Consider the following 20,970-nt stretch of genomic DNA (forward strand, 5'->3'; position numbering starts at 1 on the left):
CGAATAGGATTATTTGATAAATTTAAGACATAAGTTTGCCAGTGCTTGTGCCTTGTGCCTTGTGCCTAAAATGGTACTGCATTTTGCTCCACCTGTCAAGTAATATTTTGTTTTATTTCGATTTTTTATAATTATTCGCTTATTTAATAAGCTTACCTTTCTAAAACGGTTAAAGTATAACCGTTTTAGAAATAGTTGGCTAGTTTTTTGACGGATTTTTTGTAAAGAAATGTAAAGATGAAAACGATTCGGTTTTATAGATAGGTGAATTTTATAATAAAAATATGGTGTTACCTTTAGGACTTTTTGACTTTTACGTAATGATTAATATTGCTGATAACATCTAAAACACAAACACGCCCAACAGCCCAGTTTGGCGTGCTAGCTTTACTTCATTATCGGCATATTTTGATGCTGTGATAAAGCAAACTTATTAATATTGTGGAGCTATCGATGTGTTTTTTGCTCTAAAATCGCTCAGGTGAAACATTGATTTTATTTAATTTTTTTGTTAAGTTCCTAGATTGCACCATGAAGTGTAATTCGTCTTAACGCTTAGAATAAAAAACGACAGGGCTTTTAAACTTATGCCGTTTTCTTGTGTGTGAGTTCAATAGAAATTGTGTATAGTTATAAATACAAAAATCTAGTATCTTTCCTTCCTAGAAAGGTGATTATAATACATAGCAATCTCCAAACTGTGATGGTGCGAAGGTGCTAGTATAAATCACCTTTCTACTTTCTTCACTCCACCGTGTTTAAAATTGCACTTCATGTTTGAATCCAGGAAAAACAAAATAAAAACCTTAGTAAAATCAATATACTTGCCAACCGCTTTTTGACGTAATTTTTAAATAAACTTTTCATCAAAACAAAAAGCAAAGTATTAACGAAAAAAGCACAATTTATTTGAGCAATGTATCACAAATCTAGAATGTCAAATAACCAATTGTTTAATTAAAATGTACTCTGCAACTATCGTGATAGTTACCAAGACAATATTATGCAAAATTGGGGATTTTCATTACTAGAATTGTTAATAACTATTTGTATTAGTGCTATTTTAGTCACAATAGGCGTTGAGCATTGGAAAGAGCAACAGCTGCGTAATGAATTAGCTTATACAACCAAACAGTTAGCTTATTTTTTGTATGAAGTTCAAATAAAAGCGTCGATTAAAAATGAGAATTACATTATTCATCAATTTACTTCACCATGGTGCATTGCAATTACTCGCGATGAAAAACCTGCCTCATGCAGCGAGGGAGTGCTTTATTATATCAAACCTGATAATTCTGTTGAAATTAGTGAACTATCAAACAATAAAGATGCCTTAATTTTAGGACGCCGTAACTTAGCACAAACAATGTCTTTCCAATTAAAAAATAAGATAGGTACTAGCAGGATTTTTATTTCTTTATTTGGACGCATTCGATTCTGTGCAGAAAATAGCTATATAACAGGGTTACCTCGATGTTAAAAGCATCTGGATATTCCTTATTTGAAATGCTTATTAGCTTAATATTATCAAGTCTAATTTTTATGGGTATAACCTCGTTTTACATTCAATTACAAACAAGTATTATGCAATATTATCAAAAAATACGTTTACAACAGGCAATTGAACTTGGATTAGCTGGTATGAAAAAAGACATAAGACGAGCTGGTTTTATTGCTAATGCCCCAAAAAAAATAACAGCTAAAGCTATTAAAATCGATAAACAAGGAAAATGTATTGTTCTTCGATACGATAGCGAAATTCGCAATTCTTGGGTTTGGGACAAATTTTCCCCTATAAAGTCAGATGTTTTTACCTATCGCTATAAAGAAAACAATATAGCCTATAAAACAGGAGCAATAGATTGTTTTGGAACTAAATGGGAAAACTTATTTGATTCAAACGAAATCAAAGTAACCAATTTTACAATAAAACAGCTACCCGATGCCATTAGTCTATCTGTTACTGCTGAATTAAGAAAAAACAAGCAGATTAATTATCACATAACTGAAATAATCAAAAATGAAAACCTATTTTAAACAAATTTATACTTCGTCTGGGTTTAGCACTATTTTAATGGTAATTATTTTGATGGTTGTGGGATTGGTGCTATTAATTGGTTTTAATGTCCTTATTGCCTCGTGGCAAAAAACTATCTTAATGGAAAGTCAATACTATCAACAATTTAATCAAGCTAGTTCATCTTTAACTTGGGCAATAACCCAAAATTGGCAAACTCCTAAAACAAATTGGTATTGTATGACTGAACCCACTTATCAATTAAAAGCATGTATAAAAAAGTCTTTATTAAAAATTGATAAGTATGTGTTAGTAAGGGGCGAAGCTAAAGACTTCTATTTATATACACTCGCACATTTTGATAATAATCGATTGATTGTTGAAAAAGGTCATTGGCTCGATTATTGCCCAGAAAAAAGGGCTATTTATTGTGAATAACAAAAAGAAAAAAATAGCTGGCTTTAGTTTAATTGAAGTTATGATAGCAACGCTATTATTTTCAATTATTATGTTAGGATTTGTTAATTACCAACAAGCATTGTTTTATAAACATCACTACTTTACAAACTACTTACGTGCCAACAAAATTGCTTTTCAGCTACTTGATAGCTACCCTTATACCACAAACCAAATTATTCCTTCTGGTTGGTATTATAAGCTCACCAGTAAAACTTATAATACTCAGTGTAAAATGGTTGTTATAACGGTTAATGCACCTAACAAACAAGTTGCCAAGCAGCAACGATTATTTTGTTATTCACTCTAAATATTTACAAGTTAAATACCATTCATTCCTCTATCCAGTTATGTAGAAGTTGCAAAACTTGTGACGTTTTTTCAGCGTGAACATTATGCCCTGCACCTTCAACTACTTCAATTTTTGCATTAGGAAATTGTTCGAAAATCGCTGGATAAGCTTCATTTGTAATATAAGTAGAGTTACCTCCCCGAATAAATAACGTGGGTTTTAAGCAAGGAGAGATATTTTGCCAATCGCATATATGAGCATATTGTGAATTAATTGCTTCAATATTAAACAACCATTTATCATTCTTAAACGATTTTAGTAAAAAAAGAATGGTTGGCATGTTAATCCCTACTTGTTCCATTAAATTGATGATCTGCTTTTTATCGGTAATTTGGTTACTAAGGCAATACATTAACACTCTTAAAATAGTGGCATTGGACGAACGGTGATATTTTATAGGCGCAATATCGATAGCAACAATTTTTTGGATAGAATCTGAAAGCATTTGCGATAATTGCAAAGCAACCTTCCCCCCCATTGAGTGACCAACTAATATTATATCTTTTAATTGTAAATCATAACAAAGTTCAGCTACATCTTCAGCCATAGTTTGATAAGTTATCTTATCAGACCAAGGGGAATGCCCATGATTACGCAGATCAACTTGCACGGTTTGATAATACTGCACAAAATCCTTCGCTAACATATTTAAATTATCTAAACTCCCAAATACCCCATGTAAAAACACTATCGGCTGTCCATCACCCTGTAATTTATAGTTTAATTTCATACTTTAATTCGACCAATTATTTTAAATGGCATTATTATACGTCTATTTTCAATACCATCACCGATTAATTCAATAACCACAATTTGCATAAATATGATAGAATTTAACACCAACTTTTTAACTAGTGTTAGGCCATATGTTTCAAAATAACCCTCTACTTGCACAATTAAAACAAGAACTCCATGAGCAAACACCACGCGTTGAAGGCACTATTAGAGCTCATGAAAAAGGATTTGGTTTTTTAGATGTTGATAATAAAAAAAGTTATTTCATCCCTATTGCTAAAATGAAAAGAGTTTGCAATGGTGATAAGGTATCAGGGACAGTTATAAGTAATAACGATAAAGAGTCTTTTGAACCTGAATCATTAATTGAAAGTGCATTGCAAAAATTTATTGGCAAAATAGGCTTTCAAGATCGTACAATGGTTATTTATCCTGAAAATATGTCAACTAATCTAGCCATTCGTTGCAAAATAAACAAGCAAGTTAGCGAAAAACTAAAAGAAGGCGATTGGGTTGTGGCAACGCTTGTTTCTCACCCTTTGCAAGAAAAACGGAATCAATTTCTTGCCGAAATTGTTCATTTTGTTGCTGAAAGTAATTCACCTTATCGACTTTGGCTAAAAACGTTAGCGCGCTACGATTTAGAAACTCACGCCCCACAGTTCGATTCATTATCAATTAACGGTACTGAACTTGATAACCGTCAAGATTTAACCGATGTTAACTTTTTCACCATCGATAGCGAAGATACAGAAGATATGGATGATGCTATTGCGATATCAAAAGGTGAACAAGGAGATTATCAATTGACGGTTGCCATTGCCGATCCTACCGCTTATGTATTACAAGATAGCGAACTTGATCGTATTGCCAAAATCAGAAATTTTACCACTTATTTGCCTGATTTTAATATCCCTATGCTACCCAAAGAGCTTGCCAATGATTTATGTTCATTAAAAGCAAATCAAAAACGTCCAGCAATGATATGTAAAATGGGTATTGACGAAACGGGCAATATTAATAGCGATGAGATCACTTTTATACCAGCTTGGATTGAATCAAAAGCTAAATTAACTTATAACAATGTTTCTAATTTTTTAGAAAATAATGAAGATTTAGAAACTAACAATCCAATTATTAAACAGCAACTTAAACATTTAGCTGACTTAGCAAAAATTCGTATGACATGGCGGCAAAATCATGCTTTAGTTTTTAAAGATAATGGAGATTATCGTTTTGAACTTGATGAAAATCGCCAAGTTAAATCAATAATTAAAGAGTCTCGTCGGATTGCAAATCAAATAGTAGAAGAAGTCATGGTTTTAGCTAACCAAGCTTTAACATTGCAATTAAAAAATAAAATTGGTTTTGGAATTTTTAATATTCATTCAGGTTTTGATAATAAATATATTGAACAAGTAGCGACTTTTTTAAATGATAACGGAATCACTGAATTTGATAAAGAATCATTATTATCTTTTGATGGTTACGTAAAGTTGCGTCGTATAATCGACAACACTCCATTTTTGTCCACAAAACTTCGTAAGTTCCAAAGCCCTGCTGATTTTTCAACTGAACCTAAACCACATTTTGGTTTGGGATTTGATGCCTATGCAACATGGACTTCACCAATACGTAAATATGGTGATATGGTCAACCATCGATTAATCAAAGCATTTATCCGATCACAAGAATTAGTCGCACCCGATAAAGATCAATTAAAAAACATGAATGAAAGACGCAAAACATTACGCTATGCAGAACGTGATATGGCTGAAAACCTTTATGCTCAATACTTATCAAATAAAGTAGGTGAAAGTTTTTCTGCTGAAATTATCGATATCAATCGTGGTGGTGCTCGAGTTCGTTTATGTGATATAGGCGCTTTTGCATTTATGCCACTTTCAATGATTCACTCAGTCAAGGAAGAAATTATCTCGTTACCTGAGGAAGGAATCATCAAAATTAAAGATGAGGTTTGCTATAAACTTGCTGATACTATATCTGTTGTTATTCACCAGGTTAAAAGCGAAAATCAATCAATCATTACAAAATTGGCCAACAATTAAAAAATAAAAGAAAGATTATTCTTGCTTGAATTTACAGCTTTTTTGCTGTTATTTCTTCCCCCGATGTAAATCAGGGGGAATAATTAAAACTTTATTATATTTTTAATATCAAACCTCTTTTTCTTATTAAAAATATCTGTTATCTTTCGGGATTAAAAATAATGAATTAATCATTAAAATGAACAATAATTCAGGGAGGCTATAATGTCAATTCATGGACACGAAGTATTGCATATGATGAATGGAAACAATTATACCGAATCTTCTTTACTTGATGCTATCAAAAGTAAGTTTGGAGAAGATGCCATATTTCATACTTGTTCAAAATCCAACATGAATGCCGAGCAACTAATCGCTTTTTTAAAAGCAAAGGGGAAATTTAAACCCTCAGTTGATCATGAAACTAAATTTACGGTCGATAATAAAAAAATATGCAAACATTAGAGAAAAATGACCGTATATAAAGTACAATTTTTATAAATTTAATTTAATCTGCTAGTGTTTTTTAAATTAATAAGAGTATATAATTTTGCGCTATAACAATAATCGTTATAAGTGGCTGTTGTTACTAATAACGTGACTAAATTAGTGGCAAAGTTGCTCGCTTTAAAATTAACCTAAAGAATATGCTCATGGAATTTGATAAATGAAAGTAAGTAATATCCTTATATGCACCTTTGTCGCTATTCTTGTCACAAGTTGTGCAAAAAAAAATTTACCTTTAAAAAATAATGAACCAATTTCCGAAACAGAGCAACTATCTCTATTAAAACAACAAACTGAAACTAACGACCCTTATGTTGTTGATGCTAAAAATCAACTAATTCGGTTTGTTGGTGATAAAAACTTCGATAACTACATTATTAAACAAGGTATTCTAAATTGTAAAGGCAATAATAATCTCTCCTCTTGTGTATTGAATTTTTATTTAAATGAACTATATAAATTAAAGTATCATGTGCAACTCAAAAAAGTAGTTGAGGAAAACCAAGCCGAACATAATATGGAACTAAGTAAAATAAAAGCAACTGAAAACAATATAAAAAGTTATTGCCAATATTCAGCTGATTTCGTTGCAGCAATTTATACAAAAGATAATGCAAAAATAACACAATATTTTCGACCACAATTTAGAATGTCAGAACAAGATATCTCATCCTTAAAAGCAAAGATTACTAAAGATGACTATTCTTACTTCCTAATAAACGAAAACCCAAGCATTCTTCAAGAAATGAAAGTGGATTACGTTGAGAAATGCTTAGATGATCCAAAAAACAATATTATCAATTATTTCAATATTTTTAGATAATACTAACGCGAGTCTTTTATGTGCAATTTATTTCCAATTCATAAGTTTAATAAAACTTTAATTTGCAAGGTGCTTTGCTTAGCTTCAGCTACTTGTATTAGTTTTTCTGCATGGGCTTTTTCGCTTGATGATGTAGTTGAAAAAGCTGAAAAACTATCTAAAAAGGCTTATGTTCAACCATCTAAAAATATTCCTAATGAATTAGCATCTTTACAATTTGCTGATTACCAAAAAATTCTATTTAATCATAAAAAAGCTTATTGGGGTGATCAAAAAAGCCGATTTAAACTTGAATTTTATCATGAAGGCATGTACTTTGATGTTCCAATAAAAATTAATGAAATTGTTGATAATCAAGTTAATCCAATCCAATATGACCCTAGCTATTTTGATTTAAGCCAAATCAATCTTGATAAACTAGACACTAAAAATTTGGGTTTTGCTGGTTTTAAAGTCCATTATCCAATTAATAACCCAACAAAAACTGACGATGAAATATTTTCAGCGCTCGGCGGTAGTTATTTTCGTGCCGTGGGTAAAGATCAACATTATGGTCTTTCAGCAAGAGGACTTGCCATTGATACAGGCGAAATGTCGGGTGAAGAGTTCCCTCGATTTAAAGAGTATTGGATTGAAAGACCTCAAGCCAATCAAAAACACTTAATTATTTATGCTTTACTTGACTCACCAAGTGTCACTGGCGCTTATAAAATTACACTTGTTCCTAGTGTTGATACTACTGTCACAATGCAAGCAAAAGTTTTTTTCCGTAATTCGGTAAAAAAATTAGGTATTGCACCATTAACCAGTATGTTTTTATTTGGACCTAATCAACCTTCACCATTACTAAATTATCGTCCAGCAATGCATGATTCTAATGGTCTATCAATTTTAGCTAATAATAACGAGTGGATCTGGCGTCCATTAAATAATCCTAAGCGTCTATCTTTTTCATCGTATAGTCTAGAAAACCCAAAAGCTTTTGGTTTAATTCAGCGTGATAAAGGTTTTGATGATTATCAAGATCTCGATGATCACTATGAAAAACGCCCAAGCGTTTGGACTGAAATTTTAGGTGATTGGCAAAAAGGCCGAGTTGAATTAGTTGAAATCCCTACCGCTGACGAAACTAACGACAATATTGTTGCGTTTTGGGTACCTCAAAAACAATACAAAGCAGGCGATGTGCTTGATATTAAATACCGCTTACATTATTCATTAAATGAAAATAAGCGTTACCCGAATGATGTCGCAAGGGCAGTTAGTACGCGTTTATCTCTAGGCGATATAAAACAAGCTAATTTAATTCGTAAACTTGATGGTTCTAATGCCTATGTAATTGACTTTGCTGGGCCTGAGTTATCAGAAAAATCACCAGTTAAAGTCATTTCAAGTATTAATAATGGCTCTATATTAAGTTCTGAAGTGCAATACAATCCAGAAATTAAAGGCTGGCGAGTCATTGTTCGCTTCAACGTTGAAGACAATAAAAAAGCAACCGATATTCGTGTACAACTCGCTTCACAAGCAACCAATGAAGTGATTTCTGAAACTTGGAGCGGGCAATACCCAGCACAATAGTAATGTAATAGTCATTATTATTATAAGATAAAAATATGAAAAAAGATTACTTTACAAATCTACCTGATGCTGAAGCTTGGCGTCAAAAATATGAAAATAATACAACATCACCTGATGATGTTGAGTTCTTAAAATATCGCTTAAATCAGATTGGCGATACTAGTTCTTTTATTGATGACCGAAAACAACAACCAAGTTATCCTGAAGTTGAACGCGTTCCAATTCAACCTCAAATCTGGAACCAGCGCTATATTGCCAAGTCAAAACATAACTTTAATATTTTAGCTATAATTCGACGCTTTATTATGTTTGCGCTGATTGTAGTACAAACATATTATGGAACCACTTATCTATCTTCTTTATTACCATACCAAAGTTGGCAAAAAATCAATTTTATGACTAATTGGGATATCAATCCTGAATTAGCCATCTACAGCATAATACCTTATATCATACAAGGGGCGATTATTATCCTGTTTGCTATTTTGTTTTGTTGGATCTCCATTGGATTTTGGACCAGCATTATGGGCCTAATTTTAGCCGTCATGGGTAAAGACCGTTACACAATCCCTATACCCAATGAACCAGCGTCGCATATCAATACAAACCATCGAACCGCTCTTGTTATGCCAATTTGTAATGAAGATGTTGCTCGAGTATTTGCTGGGTTACAAGCAACTTATCAATCTTTAGCTGAAACAGGCCACGCAGCTTGTTGTGATTTTTATATATTAAGTGATACTAACGATCCCGATCTATATGTGAACGAACTTAAAGCTTGGGCTGAATTTAATGCAGCAAAACAAAACAATGGTTGCAACGTTTTTTATCGCCATCGCAAACGCCGAGTAAAACGTAAAAGTGGTAATATTGATGATTTTTGCCGTCGTTGGGGGCACCAATATGAATACATGATGATCCTTGATGCCGATAGTATCATGACAGGCGATTGTATTTTAAAAATGATCGCCATGATGGAAATGACACCTAAAGCAGGTATTTTACAATCACCGCCAAAATCAGTCAGAATGACCACGCTTTATGGACGTATTCAACAATTTGCCAATCAGATTTATAGTGATATATTTTGCTCTGGCACACACTTTTGGCAACTAAGCGAAGCACAATATTGGGGTCACAATGCAATGATTCGCTTAAAACCTTTTATTGAGCATTGCATATTATCTCCATTGCAAAAACGTAAGGGTCCAATTCATATCTTATCGCATGATCTAGTTGAGGCGACGCTTATGCGTCGTGCTGGTTATGGCGTATGGATTGCTTATAATATGAATGGAAGTTATGAAGAGCTTCCTGGTAATATGATTGAAGATTTAAAACGTGATAATCGCTGGTGTATGGGTAACTTAATTAATTTAAGGCTAATCTTCAAAAGCGGTATTAAATTGACCCATCGTTTAATGTTTGCAACTAGTGGCATGGCTTATATTTCTTCATTATTGTGGCTAGTATTTTTAATATTTTCGACACTATTATTATTGGTGTTTAATATTTCTGAGCCTCAATATTTCTTCCAACCTAACCAATTTTATCCGACTTGGCCAAGGTGGGATGAACAATTAGCCATTCAACTATTATCAACCACAATGGTTTTACTGTTTGCACCTAAATTCTTCAGCTACGGTATTATTATAGCCAGAACTGGGGCAAAAGATGTTGGCGGTATATTTAAATTAACTTTATCAATACTGATTGAAATGATTTGGTCAATGATTTTAGCGCCAATACGCATGATCTTTCATAGTAAATTTGTACTTAAAGCATGGATGGGCAGTAAAATTCAATGGAAGTCACCATCCCGAAGTGACGACGCTCTAACATGGGGGGAGTCATTTTATTTTTGTTGGCCACTGTCATTATTAGGTATTATCTGGTTAGGAGTAATTATCTGGTTAAATCCACAATTTACTTATTGGTATATAGCCATATTAATACCTTTAACCATTTCACCTTTAGTAATTAGAGTATCTGGGCTTTCAAGTATCGGCATGAAGGCAAAAAAAGCAGGACTATTTTTAACCCCTGAAGAAACGCATCCTACAAGAGCTGTTACTCTTACAGGCGAATATTTAATTAAAACTGAAACTGCATTTGTTGAGCATGGTTTTGTTATGGCGTTGGTCGATCCTATATATAATGCGCTAACTTGCGCTTTATCGACTTCAAGACATAGAGTTAATAATAAAAACCAACAAAAACGCAATGAGCTTATTGAACAATATCAACACATAGACTTAGAAAAAATGAGTAAAGAAAAGCAGTTAGCGATTTTAGAAGACCCAATTATTCTTTCCGCATTACATCGTCATATTTGGCAACAACAAGAAAAATACGACAATTTGTTCTCAATATGGCAAAATGAACGCCAGCAATAAGAAATAGGGCTTTTGCCCTATTTCACTTCTTTTAGTAACTAATCAAAATCCATGGATATTTTTATGACTTGGCAACCTTCTGCACCTATAAATAATTTACTTAAGCGCGCGAAAATTGTTTCTCTAATTCGTCAATTTTTTGCTGATCGCTGTATTTTAGAGGTCGAAACACCTACCTTAAGCCAATATGCAGTAACAGACGTACATTTAAGCTCTTTTCACACTAAATTTTTAAAGCCTGGTGAAATCGATGATCAACAAGGGCGAAACATGTCATTAATTACTAGCCCTGAATATCATATGAAACGCTTACTAGCTGCTGGTAGTGGACCAATTTATCAAATGTGTAAATGTTTTCGTAATCATGAAGAAGTCAGCCGTTATCATAACCCTGAATTTACCATGTTAGAATGGTATCGCATCCAATTTGATATGATGCAAATGATTAATGAAGTCGATGATCTATTACAAACTATATTAGATTGTGAACCTGCTGAACGTATTTCTTATCAAAAAGCGTTTCAAAGGCATCTTAATATTGATCCTTTGGAAGCCGATCACGCAACCTTAGTCAATGCAGCAAATCAGCTTGATATCGGACTTAACACAGATAATTATGATAAAGATGGATTGTTACAATGCTTATTCACTTTCGGCGTTGAACCACATATTGGTCAAGACAAGCCTATTGCTGTATTTAACTTTCCAGCATCACAAGCTGCATTAGCCGCTATTAGCCCAGAAGATCATCGTGTAGCTAGCCGTTTTGAGTTCTATTACAAAGGTGTTGAACTTGCTAATGGCTTTAAAGAATTGACTAATGCACAAGAACAACGAATGCGTTTTGAACAAAATAATTTAGATCGTACTAATCAAAACTTACCAGCTCAGAATATTGACATTGAATTACTGGCCGCTATGGAAGCTGGGCTACCAGACTGTGCTGGAGTCGCTGTCGGATTAGACCGTTTAATTATGCTTGCCTTAAATTGCAATAGCTTGAATGATGTGATGTCATTTACTTTTGAAAGGGCTTAATTATGTTCAATGCTTTAGGATTAACCGAATGGATTGCCATTATTATTGGGATTGTTGCCTTAATGTTATTTGTATTTGCTATAAAATCTCAATCAACAATTAATAATTTACAGCAACTATTCGATCTACAACTAATTCAAAAAAAGGAAGAAAACCAAACTTTAGTAATTCAAGTAAAACAACTTGAGCATGAATTAGAGCAGTATCGACAACAAAATCTAGCGCAGAATGTTAAAATTAGTGAACTCAAAACGCGTTTAGAAGAAACATTAAGTGCAACACAAGAACGTCAAACTATACTAGAACAAAGTGAACAACGACTTACCACTCAATTTGAAAACCTAGCTAATCGCATTTTTGAACAGAGTGGTAAAAAGATTGAACAACAAAATAAACAGAGCCTTGATTTTTTACTTTCACCACTTAAAGAACAGTTAGAAGGCTTCAAAAAGCAAGTTCAAGATAGTTTTGGGCAAGAGGCTAAAGAGCGCCACACATTAACCCATGAAATTCGTAATTTGCAACAGCTTAATGCACAAATGAGCAAAGAGGCAACCAATCTAACCAATGCATTAAAAGGCAATAACAAAACCCAAGGAAACTGGGGAGAATTTATCTTAAGTCAAATTTTAGATAATTCAGGATTACGTTCAGGTTATGAGTACGAAACACAAGTTAATCTAACCAACGAAAACAATCAACGATTACAACCCGATGTCATTGTTCACTTACCGCAAGGGGGTGATGTAGTTATTGATTCAAAAGTGACCTTGGTTGCCTACGAACGCCATTTTAATAGTGATGACGAAAACGTTAAAGCAAAAGCAATGGCCGAACATTTAACGGCTGTGCGTAACCATTTAAAACAACTTAGTCAAAAAGATTATCATAAACTTATTGGCATTAATTCATTAGATTATATTTTGATGTTTATTCCTGTCGAGCCAGCATTTTTAAGTGCAATAGATAATGACCCAACATTAATTAACGATGCGCTGAAAAGTAATATTATGATAGTAAGCCCCACTACTTTATTAGTTGCATTACGAACTATCCATAATTTATGGCGATTTGAATATCAAAATCGTAATGCTGAACTTATTGCCGATAGAGCAAGCAAATTATATGACAAAATGCGTGGCTTTGTTGAAGATATGGAAAATTTGGGCAGTTGTTTAGACAAAGCTCAACAAACCTATCAAAATTCCATGAACAAATTATGTAAAGGTCGTGGCAATGTAATTGGACAAATTGAACGATTTCGTGAAATGGGTATCGAAGTTAAAAAACCGATTAATCCAGATATTACCTTATTATCAATCGATGAATTGAATAACGAAAATGAGAGTAAATAAATAAAACCCAGATTCACGATTATTGGAAATAAGTGTATACTCATCGCACGCAAAGGGGAATTAAATATGGCAAAAAAGCAAAACAAAGAAGTAAGTTTCGAAGAGACACTTAAACAGCTCGAAACCATTGTAACTCAATTAGAAAACGGCGATCTACCATTAGATGAAGCGCTAAATGAGTTTGAAAAAGGGATTAAATTAGCAAAAGCAGGACAAAAACAGTTACAGCAAGCTGAGCAACGCATTCAGATTTTATTATCTGAAAATAGTGACGCCGAACTGTCAGAATTCTCAAATGATGATAATGAATAGTTTAAAGCCATTACAAGAACGAATTGATTCGTTTTTAACCACCTATATTTCACAAATTGAACCATCTCAACTTCAACAAGCAATGGAGTACAGCTTGCTAGCTGGTGGAAAACGAATTCGACCTATTTTAGTCTATTTAACTGGACAAATGTTTAATTGCCCTCTTTCTAAATTAGATGAAGCCGCTGCCGCTATTGAGTCAATTCATACTTATTCATTAATTCATGATGACTTACCTGCCATGGATAATGATGACTTACGCCGCGGCAAACCAACCTGCCATATCCAATTTGGTGAAGCTCAAGCAATACTTGCCGGTGACGCCTTACAAAGTTTAGCCTTTTCAATGCTAGCAAAAAGTAAATTAATCGATGATGAAACTAAAATTAATATGATAACTGAACTTGCCCATGCCAGTGGTGTTAATGGCATGTGCCTTGGCCAATCGCTTGATTTACAGGCCACACATCAATCAATTAGTCTTGAACATTTGCAAAAAATACATTGTTATAAAACAGGAGCATTGATCAAAACGGCAATCCGTTTGGGTGCTTTTGCATGCGGTGAAATAGCTAAACCTTATCAGCTAATACTCGATCGCTATGCTGAAGCAATTGGGCTAGCATTTCAAATTCAAGACGATATTTTAGATATCATTGGCGAGCAATCTATTATGGGTAAACCACAAGGTTCAGACCTTACTCATGAAAAAAGTACATACCCTGCATTAATTGGGCTAGATAGCGCAGTAAAACTAACCCAGCAACTCTATCAGCAAGCTATCGATAGTCTAAAACAAATACCTTATAATAATCAGCCATTACAGGAACTTGCTGGTTATATTATTAATCGCAATAGTTAATAACTAGCTAAAATACAGCATTACATAATGAATTTAGATAATTACCCTTTGTTAAAACAAATAAACTCGCCTGAGGATCTAAGACGTTTTCCTCAGTCACAGTTATCGTCTATTTGTCACGAGCTTAGACAATATTTACTCGCATGCGTAAGTCAATCAAGTGGTCATTTAGCATCGGGACTAGGTGTGGTTGAATTAACAACAGCCTTGCATTATGTTTATCACACACCTTTTGATAAAATTATTTGGGATGTTGGTCATCAGGCTTACCCTCACAAAATTTTGACTGGTCGACGAGACCAAATGCTCACTATTCGTCAAAAAGGGGGACTTCATCCATTTCCTCATCGTAATGAGAGTGAATATGATGTGCTAACCACAGGTCATTCTTCAACTTCAATTAGTGCAGCACTTGGTATTGCAATTAGCGAACAAAAAAAACAATCAGGTAAAAAAGTAGCTGCCATTATTGGTGATGGAGCATTAACTGCTGGTATGGCATTTGAAGCAATGAATCACGCTGGTCATGTTAAGCCAGATATGCTAGTGATTGTCAACGATAATGATATGTCAATTTCTGCAAATACTGGAGCACTTAACCAACATCTAACTCAAATCTTATCAAGTAAAGCCTATACATCTTTTAGGGAAAATAGCAAACGGATATTAGCTAATATTCCACCATTAAAAGAACTTGTTAAAAAAACTGAAGAACACTTAAAAGGATTGGTCACACCGGCTATCTTATTTGAAGAACTTGGATTTAATTATATAGGTCCTGTTGATGGACATGATATTAATGGATTGGTCGCAACTTTACAAAAAGTTCGCCAATTAAAGGGTCCACAACTGCTTCATGTAATAACACAAAAAGGCAAAGGCTATGCACCAGCTGAAAAAGATCCAACTTTATGGCATGGTGTACCAAAATTTAATCCAAATGATGGCATATTACCTACTACTCAAAAAGTTACGCCAACATATTCGCAAGTATTCGGCGATTGGTTATGCGAAATGGCGCAAAATGATAAACGTTTAATGGCAATAACCCCAGCAATGGGAGAAGGTTCAGGTATGACAAAATTTGCAAATAGTTATCCTGACCAATTTTTTGATGTTGCAATAGCCGAACAACATGCGGTAACCCTTGCTGCTGGGTTTGCAATTAGTGAATTAAAACCTGTTGTAGCTATTTACTCAACTTTTTTGCAACGCGCTTATGATCAAGTAATTCATGATATTGCTATTCAAAACTTACCTGTATTGTTTGCTATCGATCGTGCAGGAATTGTTGGCGCCGACGGCGAAACCCACCAAGGTGCATTTGACTTAAGTTATCTACGCTGCATACCCAATATGGTCATTATGACACCGAGTGACGAAAACGAATGTCGACAAATGCTCTACACAGGCTATTTACATAATGGTCCTGCAGCAGTACGTTACCCCCGTGGTGAAGGCACTGGAACGCCATTAATCCCATTAACAGCAATTCCTTTGGGACAATCTAAATTGTGCCGGCAAGGTGAAAATATTGCTTTACTAAATTTTGGCGCTTTACTTACCGAAGCTTTACAAGCTGCAGAACAAATCAATGCTACAGTTATCGATATGCGTTTTGTTAAACCATTAGATGAAAAAGTCCTTTTGCACATTAGCCAAACTCATAATATACTTGTCACCATCGAAGAAAACAGTATCAAAGGCGGAGCAGGTAGCGCCGTCTGTGAATATTTATTATCGAAAAAAATAAAATGTGATATTTTAAATATTGGACTCCCTGACAAGTTTATTTCTCAAGGCTCTCAAAGCGAAATAAGGCAAGAAATAGGACTAGATAAAAAACACATTATCGATAAAATTAATCGTTTTATGAATCAATAGGTTAAATATGGAAACTCAAGCTGTCACTATTCAAATTTTTGGACGAACATTAAAATTTAATTGTCCTGTTGATGAAGTCGACGCACTTAACAATGCCGCAAAAGATTTAGATGCGCGCTTAACAAATTTACGAGAAAAGTCTCCACATGTTGGCAGTGATCAACTTATTATGACTGCCGCTCTAAACATTTCTTACGAACTCTCAAAAGAAAAAGAAAAAAGCAGTGAATTTGGCGATCGGTTAAAAATGTTACAACAATTACTCGATTCTGCCCTAAATCCTAATAATTAACTACTTGAATTGTAAATTTAATACAAATAGTATTGTATGATCCGTCAAATTTTGTATTATAGCATACGACTCTGAGATGATCGCCATATGGGTTAGTCCCCTGAGCCGATATTCTAAACTTAAGAACGGAGTGACTTTTAATTGGTGTGTATGCCTTACTTGTAAGGAAACCTAAAAATTAAAACACAATGTTCACCTTGAACCTTGGGTTCAAGGGTTACGACCCTAACGACATCTTGGAGCGCTCTTTTACTTTTAAACAACAGTGAAAACTGATGAATATAAGGCAAATCATTCGTCAAAAACGGCGACAATTATCTCCCGATGAACGTGAGATTGCACAACACGCTATATATCAAAAAATTGCCTGTCACCAAGCGATTAATAAAGCAAGAAATATCGCCATATTTTTATCATTTGATGGCGAAGTCGAAACCCAACCTATAATTAACTATTTATGGCAACAAAATAAATCCGTCTATTTACCTGTTATCCACCCTTTTGCAACCAAAAACTTGCTCTTCTTAAAATATACTAGCCAAACTCAACTCATAAAAAATAACTTTGGTATATTAGAACCAAAGTTAAATGTATTAAATGTACTTCCTTACCATCAACTCGACATTGTTTTTACGCCACTAGTTGCTTTTGATCAACGAGGTTATCGTATGGGAATGGGTGGAGGATTTTATGACCGATTACTAGCAGATTATCAAAACCAACAAATTTTACCAATTGGGCTTGCTTTTGCTTGCCAAAAAGTCCAACATATTGAGAACAAACCTTGGGATATTCGATTGCCCGAAATTATTTACGCTTGAATTTATTGATAACAATTTAAAAAATTGTCAAAATTTTCATAATTATCAAAAAGTAAATGATTTAGTGTATTATTCCATTGAGAACCTTAAATTTAGGAATACACAAATTTATAGATATAAATTTAGATGTTGTGAGTTTAAATATATTTTAACGTATTGAAAACCCCCAATATCCAGCTTTTTACTATGCACTACCGTCCCATATATATGTTTTAGTAATTTTAAATTCAAAAATTAATTAATTGATTATTTTAATTTACAAAAGCGCTTTAATATACTAGAAAGGAGTGTTGCAATGTCAGAAAAAAAAGAACTAACCACCAATAACGGTGCCCCAATAGCCGATAATCAAAACTCTCGAACTGCTGGCCCTCGTGGTCCAGTATTGCTTGATGATTATCAACTCATTGAAAAACTAGCCCATTTTAACCGTGAAAATATTCCTGAAAGACGTGTACACGCTAAAGGCTCTGGCGCACACGGTACATTTACGGTAACAAATGATATCACTCAGTATACTCACGCCAGTATATTTGCTAAGATAGGTAAACAAACCCCTCTTTTTGCAAGGTTTTCAACAGTTGGTGGAGAACGTGGCTCATCAGACACCGCCCGCGACCCTCGTGGATTTTCGGTAAAATTTTACACTGACGAAGGCAACTGGGATATAGTAGGCAATAATACACCTGTATTTTTTATACGTGATGCATTAAAGTTTCCTGACTTTATTCACACTCAAAAACGTGATCCCAAAACCAACTTAAAAGATCCACAAATGATGTGGGATTTTTGGTCTTTATCACCAGAATCACTTCATCAAGTCACTATTTTATTTTCTGATCGCGGAATCCCTGATGGTTACCGCCATATGCACGGCTATGGTAGCCATACTTATAGCTTAATCAATAAAGATGGCGTTCGCACTTGGGTTAAATGGCATTTCAGAACTGAGCAAGGAATAAAAAACATTCATCCTAAAAAAGCAGCAGAAATGGATGGAACTAATCCAGATTCAGCACAAGAAGATTTGTTCAAAGCCATTGAGCGAGGAGATTATCCAAAATGGCGACTTTACATACAAGTAATGACAGAAGAACAAGCTAACAACCATCCTGAAAACCCATTTGATGTTACTAAAGTTTGGTCACAAAAACAGTTCCCATTAATCGAAGTCGGCGTAATGGAACTGAATCGTAATCCAGAAAACTATTTTGCTGAAGTTGAACAAGCAGCATTTGAACCAAGTAATGTAGTGCCAGGAACGGGTTTATCACCAGATAAAATGCTTCAAGGTCGAATTTTTGCTTATGCCGATGCGCACCGCTATCGTATTGGTACTAATTATCAACAATTGCCGATCAATGCTCCAAAATGCCCTGTTCATAATTATCAACGCGATGGCGCAATGCGCTTTTATAGTCCAGATAATGCGCCTAACTATGAGCCTAATAGCGTCGATAGCGCACCAAAACAACAACCACAATATGCCGAACCGCCAATGCATGTACCAGCTGGCACAATGGACAGGCACGATCATCGTGTTGATGACGACTATTACTCACAACCACGCGCATTATTTAACTTAATGCAGTCTGATCAAAAACAACTGCTTATTGATAATATCGTTGGCTCTATGAAAAACGTAAATCGAGACATTCAAATCAGACAGCTCAAACACTTCTACAAAGTCCATCCTGATTATGGTTCAGGAATTGCCAAAGGATTAGGCATTGATATTAACCTAATAAAAAATTAGCACTAAAAATAACAATGCCGACAATTTTAGTCGGCATTTTTAATTATTGGCTGTAACTAAATACACAAATATAAATTGATCACGTTATAAAATTTATAAAAACACTTCATTAATTTAGCAAAGTCACATATTATTAGCATAAATTACAGTAAAATCATATAACTTATTGAAGTTAAAAGGATTATCCGATGAAAATCATTAATCTAATTGTTATATTGTTGTTTAATTGTGTCGGAGGATTGCTAAGTTATCAATGGTGTTATCGCTTTATCAAAAGACAATACCATACACCTGAATATTATTATTTAATGTATTATGGATTGTGTTATTTCTGTTTTATTCTTATTTCAATCTTCATTTTAAACAAAATAAAAAAACCGTCAGGTTTAGTCTTTTGTGGTTTACTTATTGGCATTTTAATTAGCCTTATTTTTATGATTATCCCTCGGTTAATTCGATATCCTTATTTATATCAGCGTTATTTAATCAATTCGATTGGTATTGATTTGCTGATATCAGCATGGATCACGCTTAATTTCATCATATACCCAGCCATTTTATTATGCTGTCATTACACGATTTTTTGGATTGAAAAAATATATAAGAAATGTATTTTCAAGCAATTATAGATGTTTCCCCATAGATAAAATATTAGGCAGTACGCACGAGTATAAATAAAAATAAGATCGCAACTTGTCAAAAAGCATTTAACGATCTAAAAAACAATATTTTTTACTGAAACGTAGGGTTACCTGAAACTTTTTGACAAAATTATACTCACTTGTTTATTTAATTTTTTAAAGACAAATGAAAAATTCATGCTAATAAAAAAGATACTTGCTAATATATTTTTACGATTGTTTTAATTAACCGTATTGAAGTTCAACTAATCTATTGATTTCGTATGAAACTTAAATAGTTAGGTAGCCAATACGGTTATAACCATCTAAATTAGGTTCTGATAGCTGATTTTTGCCGAACAATTTCAAATAAACAAACACCAGTTGCAACCGATACATTTAGTGATGACACAATTCCTGCCATTGGAATGCTCACCAATTCATCACAGTGTTCTTTGGTTAAACGACGCATACCTTCACCTTCAGCACCCATTACCAATGCAAGTGCGGTCTGTGTTGATGTTTTATAGAAGTCTGTTTGATAAAGCGTTCTATCAGCTTCTCCAGCGGTGCCCACAATCCAAACTTGGTACTCATCTTGCAGCATTCGCATTGTACGAGCCAAATTGGTCACCCTAACCACAGGCACGCTTTCAGCTGCACCACAAGCAACTTTTTGTGCCGTTGAATTGAGCGGTGCGGAGCGATCCTTTGGTACAATAATAAAATCGACACCAGCAGCATCAGCAGTTCTTATACAGGCACCTAAATTATGCGGATCAGTTACACCATCTAAAATTAAAATAACTGGATTTGGCTGTTGTTCTATGAGCAAAGGTATATCATTTTCTTGATAACCTCGATTCGGCGTAACCATGGCTAAAATACCTTGATGTACACCATTTTTAGATTTTTCATCTAACCATTGACGATTAGCAATTTTTACAGGCAAGCCAAGTTGTTCTAATTGACGCACAACGGCAAGAAGGCGTTTATCTTCACGCCCTTTAATAATAAATACTTCAATAATTCTTTCTGGCGAACGTGCTAATAATGCTTCAATGGCGTGTAGGCCATAAACTGTTTCACTCATTTATTTGTTACTCTTTTATTTT

Annotated in this window: 19 protein-coding genes and 1 other RNA gene; 18 read left to right on the plus strand and 2 right to left on the minus strand. The window is 34.1% G+C overall.

Annotation, left to right across the window (positions count from 1 at the left end):
• The first annotated feature begins 1,003 nt into the window (after window positions 1–1,003).
• From A9G32_RS09970 to A9G32_RS09985, 4 genes are read left to right on the plus strand one after another with little or no spacing between them, the layout of a single operon-like run.
• Complete coding sequence (locus A9G32_RS09970) at window positions 1,004–1,480, plus strand: prepilin-type N-terminal cleavage/methylation domain-containing protein (protein WP_065589222.1); 477 nt, start codon at window positions 1,004–1,006, stop codon at window positions 1,478–1,480.
• A complete protein-coding gene (locus A9G32_RS09975) occupies window positions 1,474–2,037 on the plus strand; it encodes a prepilin peptidase-dependent protein (protein WP_065589221.1) in 564 nt (187 codons plus the stop codon). Before A9G32_RS09970 ends, A9G32_RS09975 begins: the two co-directional genes overlap by 7 nt.
• Window positions 2,021–2,455 (plus strand): DUF2509 family protein, encoded by a 435-nt coding sequence (locus A9G32_RS09980; protein WP_065589220.1) that lies wholly within the window; start codon window positions 2,021–2,023, stop codon window positions 2,453–2,455. The genes A9G32_RS09975 and A9G32_RS09980 overlap by 17 nt, the downstream gene beginning before the upstream one ends.
• Window positions 2,448–2,783: a prepilin-type N-terminal cleavage/methylation domain-containing protein gene (locus A9G32_RS09985; RefSeq protein ID WP_065589219.1), complete on the plus strand. Its 336-nt coding sequence runs from the start codon at window positions 2,448–2,450 to the stop codon at window positions 2,781–2,783. Before A9G32_RS09980 ends, A9G32_RS09985 begins: the two co-directional genes overlap by 8 nt.
• A gap of 22 nt (window positions 2,784–2,805) precedes the next feature.
• Here the strand turns inward: A9G32_RS09985 and A9G32_RS09990 are convergent, their stop codons facing one another.
• Window positions 2,806–3,555 carry an alpha/beta fold hydrolase gene (locus tag A9G32_RS09990; RefSeq protein ID WP_065589218.1) on the minus strand — a complete coding sequence of 250 codons (750 nt, stop codon included), beginning with the start codon at window positions 3,553–3,555 and terminating at the stop codon, window positions 2,806–2,808.
• Between the two features lie 136 nt (window positions 3,556–3,691).
• Between A9G32_RS09990 and A9G32_RS09995 the strand changes: the two genes are divergently transcribed.
• The 14 genes from A9G32_RS09995 to A9G32_RS10060 all read left to right on the plus strand — a co-directional run bounded on the left by A9G32_RS09995 (window position 3,692) and on the right by A9G32_RS10060 (window position 19,235).
• Entirely contained in the window at window positions 3,692–5,629 is a 1,938-nt protein-coding gene (locus tag A9G32_RS09995) for an exoribonuclease II (protein WP_065589217.1), read from the plus strand.
• A 204-nt stretch (window positions 5,630–5,833) separates the two neighbouring features.
• Entirely contained in the window at window positions 5,834–6,073 is a 240-nt protein-coding gene (locus A9G32_RS10000; RefSeq protein ID WP_034910662.1) for a YecH family metal-binding protein, read from the plus strand.
• Between the two features lie 202 nt (window positions 6,074–6,275).
• Complete coding sequence (locus A9G32_RS10005) at window positions 6,276–6,938, plus strand: hypothetical protein (protein ID WP_065589216.1); 663 nt, start codon at window positions 6,276–6,278, stop codon at window positions 6,936–6,938.
• A gap of 18 nt (window positions 6,939–6,956) precedes the next feature.
• Window positions 6,957–8,519, plus strand: coding sequence for a glucan biosynthesis protein G (locus tag A9G32_RS10010; RefSeq protein WP_081296817.1), 1,563 nt, complete (start codon window positions 6,957–6,959; stop codon window positions 8,517–8,519).
• Window positions 8,520–8,554: 35 nt separating this feature from the next.
• A complete protein-coding gene (gene mdoH, locus A9G32_RS10015) occupies window positions 8,555–10,915 on the plus strand; it encodes a glucans biosynthesis glucosyltransferase MdoH (protein WP_065589215.1) in 2,361 nt (786 codons plus the stop codon).
• 63 nt (window positions 10,916–10,978) lie between these two features.
• Window positions 10,979–11,953 (plus strand): elongation factor P--(R)-beta-lysine ligase, encoded by a 975-nt coding sequence (gene epmA / locus A9G32_RS10020; protein ID WP_218055886.1) that lies wholly within the window; start codon window positions 10,979–10,981, stop codon window positions 11,951–11,953.
• A 62-nt stretch (window positions 11,954–12,015) separates the two neighbouring features.
• Window positions 12,016–13,308, plus strand: coding sequence for a DNA recombination protein RmuC (rmuC, locus tag A9G32_RS10025; protein ID WP_442902830.1), 1,293 nt, complete (start codon window positions 12,016–12,018; stop codon window positions 13,306–13,308).
• A 66-nt stretch (window positions 13,309–13,374) separates the two neighbouring features.
• Complete coding sequence (gene xseB, locus A9G32_RS10030; protein ID WP_065589212.1) at window positions 13,375–13,620, plus strand: exodeoxyribonuclease VII small subunit; 246 nt, start codon at window positions 13,375–13,377, stop codon at window positions 13,618–13,620.
• A complete protein-coding gene (gene ispA, locus A9G32_RS10035; RefSeq protein ID WP_081296818.1) occupies window positions 13,607–14,482 on the plus strand; it encodes a (2E,6E)-farnesyl diphosphate synthase in 876 nt (291 codons plus the stop codon). The genes xseB and ispA overlap by 14 nt, the downstream gene beginning before the upstream one ends.
• Window positions 14,483–14,509: 27 nt before the next feature.
• On the plus strand, window positions 14,510–16,366 hold the full coding sequence (gene dxs / locus A9G32_RS10040; protein ID WP_065589210.1) for a 1-deoxy-D-xylulose-5-phosphate synthase: 1,857 nt from the start codon (window positions 14,510–14,512) through the stop codon (window positions 16,364–16,366).
• Between the two features lie 7 nt (window positions 16,367–16,373).
• Window positions 16,374–16,658 (plus strand): cell division protein ZapA, encoded by a 285-nt coding sequence (gene zapA, locus A9G32_RS10045; RefSeq protein WP_065589209.1) that lies wholly within the window; start codon window positions 16,374–16,376, stop codon window positions 16,656–16,658.
• A 65-nt stretch (window positions 16,659–16,723) separates the two neighbouring features.
• Window positions 16,724–16,904, plus strand: a non-coding RNA gene (gene ssrS / locus A9G32_RS10050) — 6S RNA.
• Window positions 16,905–16,933: 29 nt separating this feature from the next.
• Window positions 16,934–17,479 carry a 5-formyltetrahydrofolate cyclo-ligase gene (locus tag A9G32_RS10055; protein ID WP_065589208.1) on the plus strand — a complete coding sequence of 182 codons (546 nt, stop codon included), beginning with the start codon at window positions 16,934–16,936 and terminating at the stop codon, window positions 17,477–17,479.
• A gap of 295 nt (window positions 17,480–17,774) precedes the next feature.
• Window positions 17,775–19,235 carry a catalase gene (locus A9G32_RS10060; protein ID WP_065589207.1) on the plus strand — a complete coding sequence of 487 codons (1,461 nt, stop codon included), beginning with the start codon at window positions 17,775–17,777 and terminating at the stop codon, window positions 19,233–19,235.
• A 951-nt stretch (window positions 19,236–20,186) separates the two neighbouring features.
• Here A9G32_RS10060 and rlmB read toward each other — a convergent pair.
• A complete protein-coding gene (gene rlmB, locus A9G32_RS10070) occupies window positions 20,187–20,948 on the minus strand; it encodes a 23S rRNA (guanosine(2251)-2'-O)-methyltransferase RlmB (RefSeq protein ID WP_065589205.1) in 762 nt (253 codons plus the stop codon).
• Window positions 20,949–20,970 lie beyond the last annotated feature (22 nt).

The sequence above is a fragment of the Gilliamella sp. Gris3-2 genome, from assembly GCF_001690345.1.
GTDB lineage: Bacteria > Pseudomonadota > Gammaproteobacteria > Enterobacterales > Orbaceae > Gilliamella > Gilliamella bombi.

What these genes read in the sequence shown, in the direction of transcription:
- rlmB (WP_065589205.1), bottom strand. Translation starts at nt 20,948, where the DNA reads ATGAGTGAAACAGTTTATGGCCTACACGCCATTGAAGCATTATTAGCA.
- mdoH (WP_065589215.1), top strand. Translation starts at nt 8,555, where the DNA reads ATGAAAAAAGATTACTTTACAAATCTACCTGATGCTGAAGCTTGGCGT.
- A9G32_RS09975 (WP_065589221.1), top strand. Translation starts at nt 1,474, where the DNA reads ATGTTAAAAGCATCTGGATATTCCTTATTTGAAATGCTTATTAGCTTA.
- A9G32_RS10060 (WP_065589207.1), top strand. Translation starts at nt 17,775, where the DNA reads ATGTCAGAAAAAAAAGAACTAACCACCAATAACGGTGCCCCAATAGCC.
- A9G32_RS09990 (WP_065589218.1), bottom strand. Translation starts at nt 3,555, where the DNA reads ATGAAATTAAACTATAAATTACAGGGTGATGGACAGCCGATAGTGTTT.
- A9G32_RS10000 (WP_034910662.1), top strand. Translation starts at nt 5,834, where the DNA reads ATGTCAATTCATGGACACGAAGTATTGCATATGATGAATGGAAACAAT.
- A9G32_RS10055 (WP_065589208.1), top strand. Translation starts at nt 16,934, where the DNA reads ATGAATATAAGGCAAATCATTCGTCAAAAACGGCGACAATTATCTCCC.
- rmuC (WP_442902830.1), top strand. Translation starts at nt 12,016, where the DNA reads ATGTTATTTGTATTTGCTATAAAATCTCAATCAACAATTAATAATTTA.
- A9G32_RS09980 (WP_065589220.1), top strand. Translation starts at nt 2,021, where the DNA reads ATGAAAACCTATTTTAAACAAATTTATACTTCGTCTGGGTTTAGCACT.
- A9G32_RS09970 (WP_065589222.1), top strand. Translation starts at nt 1,004, where the DNA reads ATGCAAAATTGGGGATTTTCATTACTAGAATTGTTAATAACTATTTGT.
- dxs (WP_065589210.1), top strand. Translation starts at nt 14,510, where the DNA reads ATGAATTTAGATAATTACCCTTTGTTAAAACAAATAAACTCGCCTGAG.
- zapA (WP_065589209.1), top strand. Translation starts at nt 16,374, where the DNA reads ATGGAAACTCAAGCTGTCACTATTCAAATTTTTGGACGAACATTAAAA.
- A9G32_RS10005 (WP_065589216.1), top strand. Translation starts at nt 6,276, where the DNA reads ATGAAAGTAAGTAATATCCTTATATGCACCTTTGTCGCTATTCTTGTC.
- ispA (WP_081296818.1), top strand. Translation starts at nt 13,607, where the DNA reads ATGATAATGAATAGTTTAAAGCCATTACAAGAACGAATTGATTCGTTT.
- A9G32_RS10010 (WP_081296817.1), top strand. Translation starts at nt 6,957, where the DNA reads ATGTGCAATTTATTTCCAATTCATAAGTTTAATAAAACTTTAATTTGC.
- epmA (WP_218055886.1), top strand. Translation starts at nt 10,979, where the DNA reads ATGACTTGGCAACCTTCTGCACCTATAAATAATTTACTTAAGCGCGCG.
- A9G32_RS09995 (WP_065589217.1), top strand. Translation starts at nt 3,692, where the DNA reads ATGTTTCAAAATAACCCTCTACTTGCACAATTAAAACAAGAACTCCAT.
- xseB (WP_065589212.1), top strand. Translation starts at nt 13,375, where the DNA reads ATGGCAAAAAAGCAAAACAAAGAAGTAAGTTTCGAAGAGACACTTAAA.